The 15,070-nt window shown below is 55.3% G+C and carries 13 protein-coding genes; 2 read left to right on the top strand and 11 right to left on the bottom strand.

Annotated features, from left to right (window positions below; translation table 11 throughout):
• The first annotated feature begins 68 nt into the window (after positions 1–68).
• On the top strand, positions 69–3,710 hold the full coding sequence (locus tag DLM86_RS16605) for an S-layer homology domain-containing protein (protein WP_158289508.1): 3,642 nt from the start codon (positions 69–71) through the stop codon (positions 3,708–3,710).
• A gap of 263 nt (positions 3,711–3,973) precedes the next feature.
• On the top strand, positions 3,974–4,492 hold the full coding sequence (locus tag DLM86_RS16600) for a GyrI-like domain-containing protein (RefSeq protein ID WP_110841170.1): 519 nt from the start codon (positions 3,974–3,976) through the stop codon (positions 4,490–4,492).
• Positions 4,493–4,740: 248 nt separating this feature from the next.
• Here the strand turns inward: DLM86_RS16600 and DLM86_RS16595 are convergent, their stop codons facing one another.
• The 11 genes from DLM86_RS16595 to DLM86_RS16545 form a co-directional block, all read right to left on the bottom strand.
• Positions 4,741–5,229, bottom strand: a complete 489-nt coding sequence (locus tag DLM86_RS16595; protein WP_110841169.1) for a hypothetical protein — start codon at positions 5,227–5,229, stop codon at positions 4,741–4,743.
• Positions 5,230–5,347: 118 nt separating this feature from the next.
• On the bottom strand, positions 5,348–5,572 hold the full coding sequence (locus DLM86_RS16590; protein WP_110841168.1) for a hypothetical protein: 225 nt from the start codon (positions 5,570–5,572) through the stop codon (positions 5,348–5,350).
• A 383-nt stretch (positions 5,573–5,955) separates the two neighbouring features.
• Positions 5,956–6,558 carry a dihydrofolate reductase family protein gene (locus tag DLM86_RS16585; RefSeq protein ID WP_110841167.1) on the bottom strand — a complete coding sequence of 201 codons (603 nt, stop codon included), beginning with the start codon at positions 6,556–6,558 and terminating at the stop codon, positions 5,956–5,958.
• Between the two features lie 237 nt (positions 6,559–6,795).
• Positions 6,796–7,272: a signal peptidase II gene (lspA, locus tag DLM86_RS16580; RefSeq protein WP_245954662.1), complete on the bottom strand. Its 477-nt coding sequence runs from the start codon at positions 7,270–7,272 to the stop codon at positions 6,796–6,798.
• Positions 7,273–7,295: 23 nt separating this feature from the next.
• Entirely contained in the window at positions 7,296–8,366 is a 1,071-nt protein-coding gene (locus tag DLM86_RS16575) for a sensor histidine kinase (protein ID WP_110841166.1), read from the bottom strand.
• The gene (locus tag DLM86_RS16570) at positions 8,363–9,064 is read right to left on the bottom strand and encodes a response regulator transcription factor (RefSeq protein ID WP_110841165.1); all 702 of its coding nucleotides are present in this window, start codon (positions 9,062–9,064) and stop codon (positions 8,363–8,365) included. The genes DLM86_RS16575 and DLM86_RS16570 overlap by 4 nt, the downstream gene beginning before the upstream one ends.
• 13 nt (positions 9,065–9,077) lie before the next feature.
• Positions 9,078–9,851, bottom strand: coding sequence for an ABC transporter permease (locus DLM86_RS16565; RefSeq protein ID WP_158289507.1), 774 nt, complete (start codon positions 9,849–9,851; stop codon positions 9,078–9,080).
• A 13-nt stretch (positions 9,852–9,864) separates the two neighbouring features.
• Positions 9,865–10,638: an ABC transporter permease gene (locus DLM86_RS16560; RefSeq protein ID WP_158289506.1), complete on the bottom strand. Its 774-nt coding sequence runs from the start codon at positions 10,636–10,638 to the stop codon at positions 9,865–9,867.
• Positions 10,635–11,696 carry an ABC transporter ATP-binding protein gene (locus DLM86_RS32725; RefSeq protein WP_245954660.1) on the bottom strand — a complete coding sequence of 354 codons (1,062 nt, stop codon included), beginning with the start codon at positions 11,694–11,696 and terminating at the stop codon, positions 10,635–10,637. The genes DLM86_RS16560 and DLM86_RS32725 overlap by 4 nt, the downstream gene beginning before the upstream one ends.
• Positions 11,697–11,772: 76 nt before the next feature.
• Positions 11,773–12,243 carry a hypothetical protein gene (locus DLM86_RS16550; protein WP_110841162.1) on the bottom strand — a complete coding sequence of 157 codons (471 nt, stop codon included), beginning with the start codon at positions 12,241–12,243 and terminating at the stop codon, positions 11,773–11,775.
• A 461-nt stretch (positions 12,244–12,704) separates the two neighbouring features.
• Complete coding sequence (locus DLM86_RS16545; protein ID WP_110841161.1) at positions 12,705–15,038, bottom strand: FTR1 family iron permease; 2,334 nt, start codon at positions 15,036–15,038, stop codon at positions 12,705–12,707.
• Positions 15,039–15,070 lie beyond the last annotated feature (32 nt).

Below are 15,070 nucleotides of genomic sequence, written 5' to 3'. Positions count from 1 at the left end.
TTACACTACTTGAAGCGGCTCATAAACCGATACCGATTTGTACCATTTTCGTTAAGGAGACTGCCATCATGAAACGCCTATCCTTGTTTTTGGCCATCCTGCTCGCGATCCCGATCCTGCTCGGACAACCCGGGCTTCTTGCACCGAAAGCCCGGGCCGCCGCCGACCCGGTTCCGCCCGAATCGTCCGGCTGGGTGCTGGTCTCGACCGCGGAGCAGCTGGCTTATATCGATCAGAACCAGGCCGAATATGTCGGCCGCAACATTCGATTGACGAACGACATCGACATGACCGGATACGATTGGATTCCGTTCGGCGGCAACGAGCATGGGCCCTATACCGGTTTGTTTGACGGCAGAGGGCACCGCATATCCGGGCTCGACATTCAAGGCGATACTTGGATTGCCGCGGGCTTCTTCGGTGATTTGGCGGGGACCGTCCGTGACTTGGGCGTCTCCGTTCAGCTCGACGGCGGACAATATGCGGGAGGCTTGGCCGGAATCCTGTCGAACGGGGGCAGCATCGTCCGTTCGTATTCGCAGGGCAGCGTTGCGAGCGGCGATCAAGGGTTCTCCGGTACGAGCGTCGCCGGGGGGCTGGTTGGAGGGGCCACCAATTCCCTCATCGTCGGTTCACATTCGACCGCATCCGTGAAGAGCGGCCCGGGCGCCAATCAATATACGGGGGGGCTGATCGGATCGCAGGGGGCGGGCACCATCCGCAACTCCTATGCAACCGGACCGGTCACGAATGCGAATTCCGGGTTCTCCCATACATACATCTTTTCCGGCGGACTGGCTGGACAGCTCGTGTACGGAAGGGTCGAAGGCGGCTATGCGTCCGGGGCCGTTACCCATGCCGGATCGGATCACTTGGCGATAGGGGGATTTGTAGGTACCTTCGCGGCAGGCGCCACGATCGGCCATTCGTTTTTCGACCAGGAGTCCACCGGGCAAACAGCGGGAATCGGCGGCGACTACGGCGGTGCGAAGGAGCTCGAAGGCCGGGCGACAGCCGACATGAAGCTCGAATCGAACTACGAAGGCTGGGATTTCGAGGGGACGTGGGGCATTCACCCGAGCGTGAACGAAGGCTATCCTTATTTGCAGCCCGTCGTTCTGACGGATGCCCTGCCGAGAGCGCTCAAGGATGCGCCCTATTCGTTGCGGCTCGAAGCATTCGACGGTGCATCGGGCGGATTGGACTGGAGCGCATCCGGGCTTCCGGCGGGCATGCAGGTGACCGCCGAAGGGGTTCTTCAGGGAGTGCCTGCGCAGGCCGGCGTATTTCCTTTGTCGGTAACGGCCACCGATACGGGCTCGAATTCGGCCGACGCAGCCCTGACCCTGTACGTCGACGAGTCGGCGCCGAATATTCCCGGGCTCGAAATCGCCCCGGGCGACGCGTTCGGATCGACGAAGGCCGTAGCTTCGCCGGTCGGGCCTGACCATACGTTCGCCTATACGCTCGGCGATGCGGCAGGCGTTCGCCCTCTGGTCGGGGCGGCGCTTCCGGGAGAAGCGATTCCGTATACGCTGGGGGCGGACATACCGCTTGCCGCCGCCGGCCGATATTTGCAAATGTACGAGGCGGACGCGGAGGGCAAGATCCGGGCTTGGAGCAGCGTTCAACTTGACGCCTCCCATATTCAGCAACGGATCCGCGCAACCGGGGTGAGCATCGATCCGGCAGAGCTGACCCTGACGACGGGGCGGCCTTCGCAGAAGCTGACGGCGATTGTCGTGCCTGCGGACGCGACCGACCGGACGGTGACGTGGAGCACGAGCGATTCGTCCGTGGCCGACGTGGACCAAGCGGGCAACGTGACGCCCGTCGCTGCAGGAACGGCGACGATTACGGCAACGACCGGGGACGGATCGCATACGGCCACCGCAACGGTTACGGTGCTGCCGGCGCCCCCGACCGTCGGGACGGTGATCGGGACGGTATATGGTGCGGGTCATGCGCCTTTGTCGGGTGCAACGGTATCCGTTGATGGAATTATCGGCGCGACGGACAGTCTGGGAACATTCGCGCTGACGGATGTGGCGGAAGGCAGCCGTACGTTAACCGTTACCGCTCCGGGGTATCACGCTCACACGGCCGTCGTGAACGTCGCGGCGGGCGAGACCGTCGATGCGGGCCGCATCGAGCTGACCCTTATCCCGCCGGATCCGGTAACCGTCGGTACGGTGACGGGAACGGTGTACGGCGTCGGCGACGCTCCGTTGCCGGGCGCGACGGTGACGGTAGGCGGAATCGGCGGCACGACCGACGGGCAAGGAAGCTTCACGCTGACGGATGTGGCGGAAGGCAGCCATACGTTAACCGTCACCGCACCGGGGTACCGTGCTTACACGGCCGCCGTCAACGTCGTGGCGGGCGAGACCGTCGATGCGGGCCGCATCCGATTGACAGCGGCACACTCTTCAGAGCCGTCGGACGGTTCGGATTCATCCGGCGATTCGAACGCTGTCGCACCGGCGGCCCAGCCTCACGGGCCGAATTCGACTACGGAGCTGACGGTTGCGATCAATGGTAAGGACGTTCGGGTTAAAGCGGTAAAAGAACAGGCTAGCGACGGCAGGTCCGTCCTGCGCCTCGTGCTGGATGCCGAGCTTCTGAAGTCGCTCTTTGCCGATGGCGGGACGGTCGACATCGCGGTCGACAATACGGATCCGATCGTGAAGGTGAACGTTCCGGCCGGAGCGCTTCAGGAAGGATCCGAGGCTGGGCCGGATGCGTCGATTCGCATCCGGGTCAACGGCGCAAGCTACAAGCTGCCGCTGCGCGTCTGGGACCGAGTCCCGAGCTATGCGACCGTGACGGTGTCCATATCGAGGCTGACGGAGGCTGCGGGCGGCGAGCTGAATGCCGCGCTGCATCGGCAAGGCTACGCGACGCTTGGCGAACCGATCGACTTCTCCCTGTATGTCGACGGAACAGAAATGACGGATCTCGGCGGCATTTACACCGAACGGACGATCGCGCTCGATGCTTCCGCTGATCCCGGCCGATCCACTGTCGTTTGGGTCGATGCGGCCGGCCGGCTGCATTTCGTCCCCTCCGTGTTCGAGACGGAGAACGGGGAGACGGTAGCGACTTTTTACGCCCCGCATAACAGCTTGTATACCGCGATCCGATCCGACCGGACGTTCGCGGACGTGAAGGGGCACTGGGCTCGGGAGGAAATCGAGCTGCTGGCGAGCAAGCTCGTCGTTCAAGGGATGAGCGCGGACGCGTTTGCCCCCGATCGTACAATCTCCCGCGCGGAGTTTGCGGCGATGCTCGTACGCGCGCTCGGTCTGGTCGAGAAGCCCGGCGAATCCGCCTATTCGGATGTGCGCCCGGAAGCCGACTGGTACGCCGGGGCGGTGGGAGCCGCTTCCGAAGCGGGATGGATCGAGGGGTACGAGGACGGAACGTTCCGGCCCGACGCGCTGATTACGCGCGAGCAGCTGGCGGCGATGCTGGCCCGCGCGATCCGGTACGCCGGAGAGCTTCCGCAGGCGGACGTTTCGGCACTGGAGCGCTTCTCCGACCATGCCGATGCAGCCGACTGGGCCAAGCAGCCGGCGGCTCAACTGCTGACTGCCGGCTTGATCCAAGGCGTCACGGAGACGACGTTCGCTCCGCAGGAGCCGGCCACTCGCGCCCAGAGCGCGGTTTTGCTGAAACGGATGCTGCATGCTTTGAAATTTATCGACTGACTTGAGGGCTCCCTCGTTTGTACGGCTTCCGGCCATACGAACCCGGGGGCCTTTCTTTGCTGCGAGACGTTCGGCAACGATCCATGATTCGGCCGGCGCCATTTGGCTTGCCGGCGTATGCCTTAAATAATTTCATTTATGTCAACAGTTTTTCATCTGTAGTGTTTGAGCTTTCGTATCCGTTAACTTAATGAATGATAGATTGTTTTCTTTATTGGTATCTGTATTAGTGGAAAAAAATATAAATCAAAGGAGCTCAGGCTATGAATTGGCGGATTGAACAAAGAGAAGCGTTTGAAGTTTTTGGTATTGAACGAAATTTCAGATTCGATGAAGCCGGGAAAATTCCGGTTTTTTGGGACGAGTGCCGTCAAAACGGCGATTACGAAAAATTATTTGACGCTGCAGGAGGAGCGCGTTACCCGGATGGTCGTGGTGTTCCACTCGAGGATGGAAGCTTTGTGATACATGCGGTATGCGGTTATTCCGATTTGGGCGACAATGCCTACCCCTACTTGATTTGCGCATTGAAAAAGCCGGACCATAATACAACAGGGTTTAAAGTCGTGCAGATTCCGAAAGCCACCTGGGCCGTATTCAGAAGTGAAAAAACAGACCGGATAGGTACGGAAATCCCCATACTATTCAAACAAGCGAATAGCGAATGGCTCCCATCCTCCGGTTATGACCATGCGAACGGGCCGAATATGGAAATGTACTATACTGCACCCGATGGTAACTACTTTGAGGAATTATGGATTCCGGTGAAGAGAGCGTCATAGAGCAATTACAGTCAATTGTTTACTAGTCCGGACAGTGAAACCTTTTCACTGTCCGGATTATGAGGGGCATCCGGAAATGCGGTGCCATGAAAGTAATCGAAATCCGGACACTTTGCCGCGCATTTTCGATCGCTTCGCAGATGCGCCTAAAAGTCGGGGCGCCATACTAGCGGATACAAGGCAATTCCGTATCGTGCTGGATAAGATCCGAACTCGATTTAGGGAATAGCGACTTCAAAGGTGCGATCTTATTGTTGGGCTTGATTCATCTTATACAGGCTGATGGCAAGTTCTAAGGACCGGTTTATCTCGGATACAACCTGCAGGGCAGGAGCCAGCGAGTCTTCAATGCCGTCCACGAAGAGATCGAGGTGGAACTTCAACGTATGCCCCAGCTGTCCGCCATACGGCGTCACAGGCGGCAGCGCAAACGGCCGCAGTTGTATCTTGCGGCCGCCTCTTGCACAATCGCGGACGAACCAGCCGAGAAACTCAAGTGCATGCCAGCCTTCCTGTGACGGCTGCAGCACAAGCTCGAATTGAATCAGAACCTCATTGTCCAGCCCGCCCCCGGTACGCAGCAAAGCGGCATGTGGCAGATGGGCATACTCGGTTGCGGCAAGCAGCTCCGCATCCACAGATGACAAATCATCCACACCGCTAATGGCAGATTCGACTCCGGCCAACTTGCACAAAGTTTGGTGAAATTGTTCAATTTCAGGGGGATACCCGCTCATTGTTTTTCCTCTTTTCTATTGGTGTAAGTTCTTCATCTGTAATGAATCCGCCAAGCGGAACAGGTTTCGATGATCCCGGTAGCTTATCGTCATGATGCTCTCGTTCCCAGTTCCGTATCTAGGCGATTGATGAAGAGACGGTCTGAACGGCTTCCTGTGCGACGGTTGGATGAAGCGACCGGAGTCCGATTTTCTTTAACAGAAGGCTTAAGATCAGGCTTGCGATGACGTACTCATTCACGTCCATGACCTGCGGCAGACTTGTGATAAAAGAACACATTTCCGGTATCGTCAGCTTTTCTGCCCCTGCCAGCGTATTGCCGGCGAGGCGGATTTCAGACACAGTGTTGTTCCTCCCTGTTCATTGGCAAGCCGGACAATCCGATTTTTTTGGAGAAAAAAGAAATCCTTTTTCCAATTGCCTTTGCTCGTTGTGCGCGCGTCGATCATCGTTTGAAGATCGTTTACGCAGCCGCGGTAATAGTCCGTACGTGGTATCTTGTTATGTACAAACGAAACGGGTTCTTTGTCGTACCCATATAGAAGGACGGGGAGTTCCGTATAGTGAAAGCAGATGCTCCGGATATGGTCATTATGACTCTGACGAGGGGACCCGGTCGTATGGGGTTGAACGGTTTAATAGCCGGAATCTGTGCACGATCCATAGGTTCACGCTCCTTTCGTTATCCGAACCGATCGGTGGCCGGCTGCCGTCGTGTCGTGGTGCTATCGTACTTCGTTAGCGTATTCAAGGTCTCTAACCGTCTGGTAAACGAGGCCTATGGCTCCAGAATCAAATGTCTTGTTTTCGATAAGTTTAAGATTGATCTTCTCCTTGAGACCTTGGAATAACGGCAACCCGCTGCCGATCAGGACGGGAGAGACCGTAATTTTATACTCATCTATTAAATCAAGCTGCATAAGGTAGTGTGCGAATCTGGGACTGCCGAGGATGACCATATCCTTGCCTTGCTGCTGTTTGAGGTTCTTGATCTCTTCCTCGACATCTCCTTTCACCAGTCTGGAATTGTTCCATTCGACTTTCTCCAGCGTCGTGGAAAAAACGATTTTGTCTGTCTTTTCGATCCACTCGGCATGATTCCGTTCATGCTGCGAAGCTGATGGGTTCGAAGGTACAGACGGCCAGTAACTGTGCATCATCTGATAAGTCCCGCGTCCCCAAATGACCGTGTCGGCAGTACTCAGAATTTCTTTCGCGTGTTTCTCCAAATCAGCATCGTAGGAAACCCAGCCAATGTCCATTTCCCCGTTCGGTCCTTCTACAAAGCCGTCAAGCGATGCATGCAAAAATAGAACAAGTTTTCTCATTTTCAGTTCTCCCTTTGTTTCATGAGAGATATCTATCATTAACTACATTATAGGACATTTCCGCTTGGGTTGTTTCTTATGGATTGCCAATCGAAATGTTCAACTCGTCGACCAAATTCCCTCTATTCCCGGATCCTAACCGTTCCCACAACAAACAATCCTTTTCAACAGCTTAATGGCAAAAGAGCAGCTGCCGCGGTGGCAAACGGCTCCGAAATCGTTGAACTAGAATACCTTTTATTTAATCACTTCCTTCAACTCTTCATCCTTATTACGCGACTCTTTCAAAGAGTGAATCATTACAATAAAGACACCCATGCATAAGAAGGAATCAGCTACATTAAAAACGGGGAAGTGAAAAAAATGAACTTGAATCATGTCCACAACTTCCCCTTTAAAAACACGGTCAATATAATTACCAAGCGCTCCGCCTAAAATAAGGGCCAAGCCATAAGGCGAGATCGTTTTTTCACGGTGCGCTTTGGGTAAATAGAGCATAATTCCGACCAGGACAACGGTCGTCGCGATAATAAAAAAGGTGATTTGTCCTTGCAAAATGCCAAAAGCGGCCCCTCGGTTTCGGATGGATGCAAGCCCAAGAACTCCAGGTATTAAGGGGATTTCTTGTCCGATTTTCATATAAGTCGACACAAGCCATTTTGCCGCATGGTCCGCAATAATTACGCACAAGGCTATATAGTAGTAACGGAACACGATGTGAGCTCCTCTCCCGTTCTTCAATCCACTTTGACAACCGGCAATGTCAAGAAAAACTCGGCACCTGACCCCGGTTTGCTCTGCACCCCAATATGACCGCCATGCTCTTCCACGATTCGTTTGCATATGGCAAGACCCAATCCGGCTCCCCCGAACGCACGGGAACGCGATTTTTCTCCTCGATAAAAGCGTTCGAACAAGTAGGGAGTATCCTCTTCGGAGATTCCAATCCCATTGTCTCGGATCACAATCCGAATGCAGTCCGCCTCGTCCCGAGTTGAAATTGTCACTTCAGCAGAATTGCCGGCATATTTTTTTGCATTTTCGATAATATTTTCAAACACCTGCGCCATGCGATCCCGATCGACTTGAATAGGTCTGGAGGGGAAGGGGCGTTCCACATTCAATACAATGGCAGTGTCATGAAGCTCCATTTCGAATGGCGCTATCATCGCTTCGAGGAACTCGCGGCTGTCTTGTTCCCGAATGTCCATCACCAGCTGTCCCGACTCTAATTGCGAGAATTGAAACAGATCTTCAATCAAGCGGTCAAGCAGGTCGGTTTTGTTTTTGATAACCGTCAGATACCGGGCGACCTTTTGCTCATCCCGGGCTATGCCGTCCTGCAAACCTTCGACGTATCCGCGAATGGACGTAATCGGTGTCCGTAAATCGTGGGAAATATTCGCGATCAGCTCGTTGCGGGACCGTTCGTAAGCAGCCTGCCGATCCAGAGATTCCTTTAACCTGGCTCGCATGACATCGAAAGCGGAACAAAAACGGCCCATCTCGTCATGGTATCGATTCCGAATTTCTACATCCAAATTGCCGTTCATAATCTGTTCCGCGGCGGCATTCAATTCCTTAAGCGGCAGAAGAATACGTCTAGTGATGACCCGCACTAGAAGATATGCGCATATAACAAACGCCATCAGCAGAATGCCGATCAGGAACATGAAGTTTAATCCAAGAGCCCCTTCGATTGGATCCGTATGCTTTTCGCGGACTCCGGAAATGCTCATCAAAACGGCGGGAACGATGATGATCGCGGTCAGCGTTGCGATCAGCTTGAAGCGAATTCCGAGCTTCATCGCGGACCACCGTCGAGCTTGTAGCCGACTCCCCACACCGTTTTGATCATCGTCGGGTTGGCGGGGTCGACTTCGATTTTTTCTCGAATTTTCTTAATATGAACGGTTACGGTATTCAAGTCTCCGCGTTCGTCGAGCCCCCATACATGCCGGAAAATTTGCTCGCGAGTCAATACCTGATTCGGATGAAGGGCGAAAAAACGAAGGACCTCGAACTCCTTAGCCGAGAAGGGAACAGGTTGATTTTGAACCCTCACTTCATATGCCTTGATATCGAGCTCCAGATTTTGATATCGGATGATTTCCGACGTTCTTGCAGGAGACGAAAGCTGATTGGCTCTCCTGAGCTGCGCCTTGACCCTTGCGATAATCTCGCCCGGACTAAAAGGCTTAACGATATAATCGTCCGCACCGATCCCTAGTCCGATAATTTTATCCACATCGCTTTTCTTGGCGCTAAGCATGATGATCGGTATCGACGATTCCGATCGGATCGTGCGGCATACTTCCATTCCGTCAAGCTTGGGCAGCATGATATCCAAAATCATCAATTGCGGCATGTATTCTCTGTATAGGTGTATCGCCTCTCGTCCGTCACTGGCGATGATGACCTCAAAATGTTCTTCCACCAGGTAGTCTTTTAACAATTCGGCGATTTCTTTCTCATCTTCCACGATCAAGATTTTGTCAAACGGCACAGGTTCACCCCATTTAAATCAAAATATCTTTTTTCCTAATCATCATAACACTACCCGCGTATAGAACACCAAAATAGACGATGCTGACGGCCAAACCGCCCCACAAGTCCATCGCAGCCATATCGTGTAGAGGAAGAAAGGGAACGACCTGCATTTGATAACCGATAAAAAAAGATCTAACCTGCGGGATTCCCTCGACAAGCGGAGAAACAGCTAAAAGCACGAGAGCCGCTCCGATCGAACCGCCCGGATTTGTCGTCAGCAAGGCTATAAAAATAACGATCATGCCGAACGCCAGATAAGGCGGCACGGATAGCAGAACGATTTGGGCCACAAGCCGGATCCCTTCGCTAAATGTATAAATCATTTCGTCGACAACCGTTCGTTCCCCCCACCCAAAAGCCAAAGTCCCGATAACATAAGAGGAAAGAACGAGAAAAATAAGCAGAACCGCCACAACAGTGACCATAGACACGATTTTGGCATGAAGCAGATCCATCCTGCTTACCGGGCAAAGAAGCGCCTTTTTCAGGTTGCCGCTCCGATATTCCTCCGCAATGGATTCGGCCGCGAGGATCGCGATCAAAATAGGGATGAAAAATGTGCCGTTAAGGAGTACGTTCAATGGAAACGACTGGCCATTGGGCCCGAAGCCGGTAAAACCGGCTGCTTCCCGGTAAATTTGAAAAACAGCCGAAATTTCCGCAGCGGTCAGAACAAGCATGAACACATACAGCTTTTTTTGCCTGAACACTTTGAAGAGCTCGCATTGGATAAGCTTGCTCAAGGAACGAACCCCCTTACAGGATGAAATCTTTTCTCTTTATCACGTTTGCGCTAACGAGATAGAAAACGGCGATATATCCGGCAATCACCGCGATGCTTTGAACCGCGGCCTCCCCGTTTATCCGATAAACATATTCATGAAAAAAATACATTTGGTTCACAATGGAATAAGGTTTGAGATGCTCGAAAGCATTCAAGTATTGCGCGGCGGTCAACACGCCGATGGATAGCCCGATCGTTGTGCTTACGTTCGCCGCGGATACGGCAATGAACATCACAAGCATTCCGCAAGCCATATACGGAAGGAGCATGGAGAAGGTCAGGCGAAGCGTCAACCACACGCCTTCCGTCTGCGTATACAGCGAACCGGCATACAATGTTTGTTCGCCCCAGCCGAATGCAAGCGTTCCGATCGCGTATTCCGCTGCGATGGAGAAAACAAGCAGTACCGTCATGAATACGAATAAGGAGACGATTTTGGCGTGGAGCCATTCGATTCGCCGGACTGGACGCAGTAACGACATTTTTAACGTGCCGGTTTTCACTTCGCCTGTTATCAGGTCGGCAACATAGATGGGAATAAATACGGTCATAAATTGAGCCATACTGTTCAGGAGCGTCAGCGGGAGAGACTGACCGTTAGGCATCAGAATTACCGACTTCCATTCCCCGCCTGCGTTATAGAAATGAACGGTTAACCAGGCATGAACGGCGAGGATCGCCATGAATATATAAAGCTTTTTGAATCGGAATGTTTTGTAAAGCTCGTTTTGGATCAGCCTGATCACGGTCCGCCATCTCCTTCCGTTATATCGAAAAAGAATTGCTCAAGCGTCCGAGGCCTGCGGCTAATGGTTCGAACGTGAACGCCGCTCGTCATGAGCAGTTGATTCAGCTTGAAGGAGCAATCGCCGTTTGTTTGGACAGTGAGGTGGTCATGGGAGCGCGAAACGGAAATGACCTCGGATGCTGATCTGAGAAGCTGCTCCGCCCTGTCCGGTTCCGAAGTGACGATCTCTACGGTTTCCTCTCCCGAAGCAAGCAGGTGCCTAACCTCACCCTCCGCAATCAGCTTCCCTTTCCGGATAACGCCTGCCTTGGTGCATATTTGTTCGACTTCATGAAGCTGATGGCTTGATATCAGAAAAGAGATGCCTTGCTCCACGGCGAGCTGCGCGATCAATTCCCTGACTCCCTTCATTCCTTGCGGATCCAATCCGTTCGTAGGTTCGTCCAGAATGATCAGCTTCGGACGGTTTAGAAGCGCGCCCGCAATGCCAAGCCGCTGCTTCATGCCAAGCGAGTAAGTACCAACCTTGTCTTTAGCCCGATCGGAGAGTCCGGCGATTTCAAGCACTTCATCGATCCGCCTTCGGGTTACCCCCGGCAATAGATTCGCCGTCAGCTTGAGATTATCGTAAGCGGATAGATACGTGTAAAAAGCCGGATTCTCAACGATGGCGCCTACAAGAGAGATAGCAGCCTTAAACTGCGATTTCAGATGAAATCCGCCAATCCTAACCTCGCCGGCATCGGGATGGACGAGGCCCGTTATCATGCGGATCGTCGTTGTTTTTCCAGAACCGTTCGTGCCGAGGAACCCGTATATATCCCCTTCCTCCATTCGAAGATTCAGACGATCCACGACGGTCCTGGAACCGAAAGTTTTCGTCAATCCCCGTACTTCCAGAAGCACCTTGTTTCCCATAAGCTTTTCCCCCCGAATTTCTTCGATGATAACCTTGCCTTTCATCTTAACCACTGAAAATGAAAAGCCGCCTCTATAAAAATAAAAGTTTGATGCTGAAATGATTAACATTCGATAAAGTGTGTCATTGCACAGCAAAAAAGGATGTCTCCACAGTCATGAATAATGACCATGAAGCACCCCTTTTTAGCCTAAGCACCGCGCCTTGAACGAATTAGTCCCAAAAATTGAAAACAACGTCGCCGATCGTTTTCGGTTTCCAAAAAAATATCTGACTTAATTCTGATTGGTTGAGGCTGTTTTTGTTTAGAACGGTGAGGGTCCTTTCATCAAGAGCTAAGTTTTCATTAAGCTCGCTTGCGGAAGCTACCCTAAATCCACAGCCAGAGGATTCTACATCATTTGAAAGCGAGTGATCGATAAATTTGATGTTGAAATATTCAATTGAGGAAGCAAACGCAAGAATAGGATAGGAGGCGTTTAGTAAAAGAAATACTCTTTCGTCCTTCCAACCAAGCTCCGCTTTGTAAAAGTTGTTTGATGCACAGGGCGCCTCGAAGGACAAAAGTCTCCCTTGGGCAACGTTAACTAACGAGTAACTAAGTTTTTTGAATTGCAGGGAATCGACCCTTTGCAACTCATTGATAGGAAATCCGGAGATGCCGTCAATAAGCAACATTTTCATCACCTGCCTCCGATCGTTGTGCCGTATATAGCCCGAACGATTCTAAAATACTTCGTTCGTTTAACGCTCCTCCTTAACTTTACCACATTTCGCCTGGGGCGCTTGTCCCTTCCGAATAGGCTTCCTGCCGGCGGCGGAAGCTAGAGATGCATCGCATTTATAGCGGAAGGAGATGGAGAAGAATGAAACCCGACGCCCGAAACGAAACGGAAACGGCGCCCAAGGCGGGCCCGACCGCCAAAATCGTAGCGGATATGCCGGAAGACGAGAAGATGCGGGAACGGCTTGAAGAACAAAAACAAAATGACGGCTTCCCCGGGTCTTGCGGAGTATAAGAGACGAGGGGCGCTTTCGTCGCCAAAAAGGACGGGCCCCGCACCGTAACGTGCGGGATCCCGTCCTTTTTCCTGCCAATCGTTGACGCAGGGTCTATCGGGCTTGCTCCGGCGGCGGCGCCGGCCTTACGAGGCGGGGACCGGCTCCCGCTTGCCGCGGCGCTGCAGGCCGCGGGCGAGATAGTAGCTGCCGACGACGAACACGAAGGAAGCGATTTGCAGCACGATGCCTTCCCAAGTGGCGTAGACGCCGAACCAGAGACTGATCCAGTACGGGAACTCGTACGAGCGGATCGGATGCAGCGGCAGCCAGCCGACAACCTGGAACACGTGCGTCGTCGTGCCGACCATCGTCAGCAGGACGCTGCCGATCATGACGCCGGTGACGACGAGCATTTTCTTGTACGGCAGCTTTACCTGGATGAGGAACAGCAGCAGCCCGACGAGTACGACGCCGGTCATGCCGAGGGCGATGCCGCCGCCGACGGCGCCCGGCCCCGCGTCGAGCACCATCGCCTGCAGGAACAGCACGGTTTCGAAGCCTTCGCGGTAAATGCTCGTAAACCCCAGCGTCACCATGCCGATCCATTGGCCGATGTCGCCCTTGACGATGCGGCCTTTCCGCTTCTGAAACGACTGCAGCCAGCCGGTCCAATACGTTTTGTGGAAAAACCAATTGGTGATGAGCAATAGCACCGCCACCGCGATCAGCGAGACGATCGCTTCCAGATGCTCGCCGAATCGCGCGAGCGAAGCGAGCACGCCGCGGGCGAGAAACCAGGTGAGCACCGTCGCTCCCAACGCCCCGAGCGCGCCCCACCAGAGCGGGCGGCGCATATGGCTGTATTCGCCGCGCTGCAGACCGGCCATCAGCGCCGCCAGGATGAGCACGGCCTCAAGTCCTTCGCGAAAGACGATCGTCGCCGTATTGAAGGCGACGGCCGTTCGCGACGAATGGCCTCCGCCGATCGCCTCCTGCGCCTTGGCCAGCTCCTGATCGAGCTGGAGGCGGACGCCGCGGATCTCTTCGGAGGAGGCGCGGCGCGCGATCAGATCGGCCAATCCTTTGTACGGCTGAACGCCGTTCCAGAACAAGCCTTCGATGATCGGCTTGAAGCTTGGCGCGAAGGCGACGATGCGCGGCTCCGGCCCCGACTCCATAATCGCGTACGCCTCGAGCCGGGCCGATTCGGCCCTATCGTACTGGCCTGCCTGCACCGCGCTTTCCATCTGGTCGAGCAGGGCGGAGACGGCGTCGAAATCGCCGGCGACGCTGTGCGCGAGCCAGTCGGCCGGCACCGCGTCGGTCACCGCTTTGGACAGCTTGCCGACGGCTTCGTCCACGGCGGAAGCGGGCGCGACCGACGTTTGCGCGGCGGCCGCGTCGAGGATCGCCTTCAGCTCGTTCAACAGCCGCTCGATGTCGGCGGCCGCCGACGGGTTGGACGCCTCGAGCGTCTCGCGCAAATCCTGGAAGGCGTTCAAGGCGGCGGTATGAAACGACGACGCCTCCACGATTTCGAAATCCTTCAGCACTTTGCCGCCGCCGACGCCGCGGCCGTATTCGACGGCGACGAGCGAGGCGAACCGCTTCAGCTGCCCGGCGAGCCGCTTCTTCTCGTCCAGCGAAAGGGGGGCGGCCCGGAAGCCGCGCAGCTCGCTCTCGACGGCGGCCAGCGGTTCGCCGATCGGCTTGCCGGCGAGAGCCGCGGCGAGCAGGCCGTCCAGAGCGGCCGTCGCCTTGCGCGCTGCGGCATCGCCCCGCTGCTCGGCATACGCCGGTGCGAGGATGCGGAAGTAGCCGCGCGCCGAAGCCGCATGCTCCGCCTGGCGCGTCGCGAAGCGTTTCGCCTCGGCGTCCTTCGCGTCCTGCAGCGCCTTCGTCAGGCGCGCCTGATACGCGTCCAGCAAGTCGGCCTTGACCCGGGCGGCCGCGTCGGATGCCGACGCCGCACCTTTCGTCCACTCGTCGATGGCGAGCGAGGCGTCGGTATTCGGCTGAGCAAACCGGCTTGTCGGACGGTATTCGCGGAGCTGCAGCCAGCCGGCTGCCGCCCCGGCATCGCCGCGCGCGATCGACTCCAATGCAAGCGAATACCCTCCGGCAAGCAGCGCGGTGCGAATCTCGGCGGCAGCCGCCGCCAGTCCGGGCTCGTTGCCGGTGCTCGCCGCTTCGTTCGCAGCGGCGAACCCTTCGCTCGCCCGCGCGGCGGCTTCGGAGCCGCCGCCGGAGGCGAAGGCGCCGGCCAGCTCGCCGCGGTACGTCCGTTCCGCCCGCGTCAGCTTGGCCTTCGCGTCCTCCGCGTCCAGCGCCAATCCCGCCGCCGCCCGGCTCAAATCGGTCTGCACCGAGCGGACCGCCTCCGCCGGCGCGGCCGGGTCGCCCGCGCCAAAGACCGAAGCCGACAGCGCTCCGAGGAGGAGGAACGCCGCCGCCATCGAGACCAAATAGTTTCTCATTCGAAAACGACTCCTTTTACGGTTTCCTACGA

Origin of the sequence: Paenibacillus flagellatus (genome assembly GCF_003217775.1) — a bacterium.
In the GTDB taxonomy this organism is placed as follows: domain Bacteria; phylum Bacillota; class Bacilli; order Paenibacillales; family NBRC-103111; genus Paenibacillus_AB; species Paenibacillus_AB flagellatus.
The sequence above is the reverse complement of the archived record's forward strand: the minus strand, read 5'-3'. Positions and strand labels throughout refer to the sequence as shown.

Coding starts and splice junctions, on each gene's coding strand:
- DLM86_RS16600 (WP_110841170.1), top strand. CDS start 3,974: ATGAATTGGCGGATTGAACAAAGAGAAGCGTTTGAAGTTTTTGGTATT.
- DLM86_RS16595 (WP_110841169.1), bottom strand. CDS start 5,229: ATGAGCGGGTATCCCCCTGAAATTGAACAATTTCACCAAACTTTGTGC.
- DLM86_RS16550 (WP_110841162.1), bottom strand. CDS start 12,243: ATGAAAATGTTGCTTATTGACGGCATCTCCGGATTTCCTATCAATGAG.
- DLM86_RS16605 (WP_158289508.1), top strand. CDS start 69: ATGAAACGCCTATCCTTGTTTTTGGCCATCCTGCTCGCGATCCCGATC.
- DLM86_RS16545 (WP_110841161.1), bottom strand. CDS start 15,038: ATGAGAAACTATTTGGTCTCGATGGCGGCGGCGTTCCTCCTCCTCGGA.
- DLM86_RS16575 (WP_110841166.1), bottom strand. CDS start 8,366: ATGAAGCTCGGAATTCGCTTCAAGCTGATCGCAACGCTGACCGCGATC.
- DLM86_RS16585 (WP_110841167.1), bottom strand. CDS start 6,558: ATGAGAAAACTTGTTCTATTTTTGCATGCATCGCTTGACGGCTTTGTA.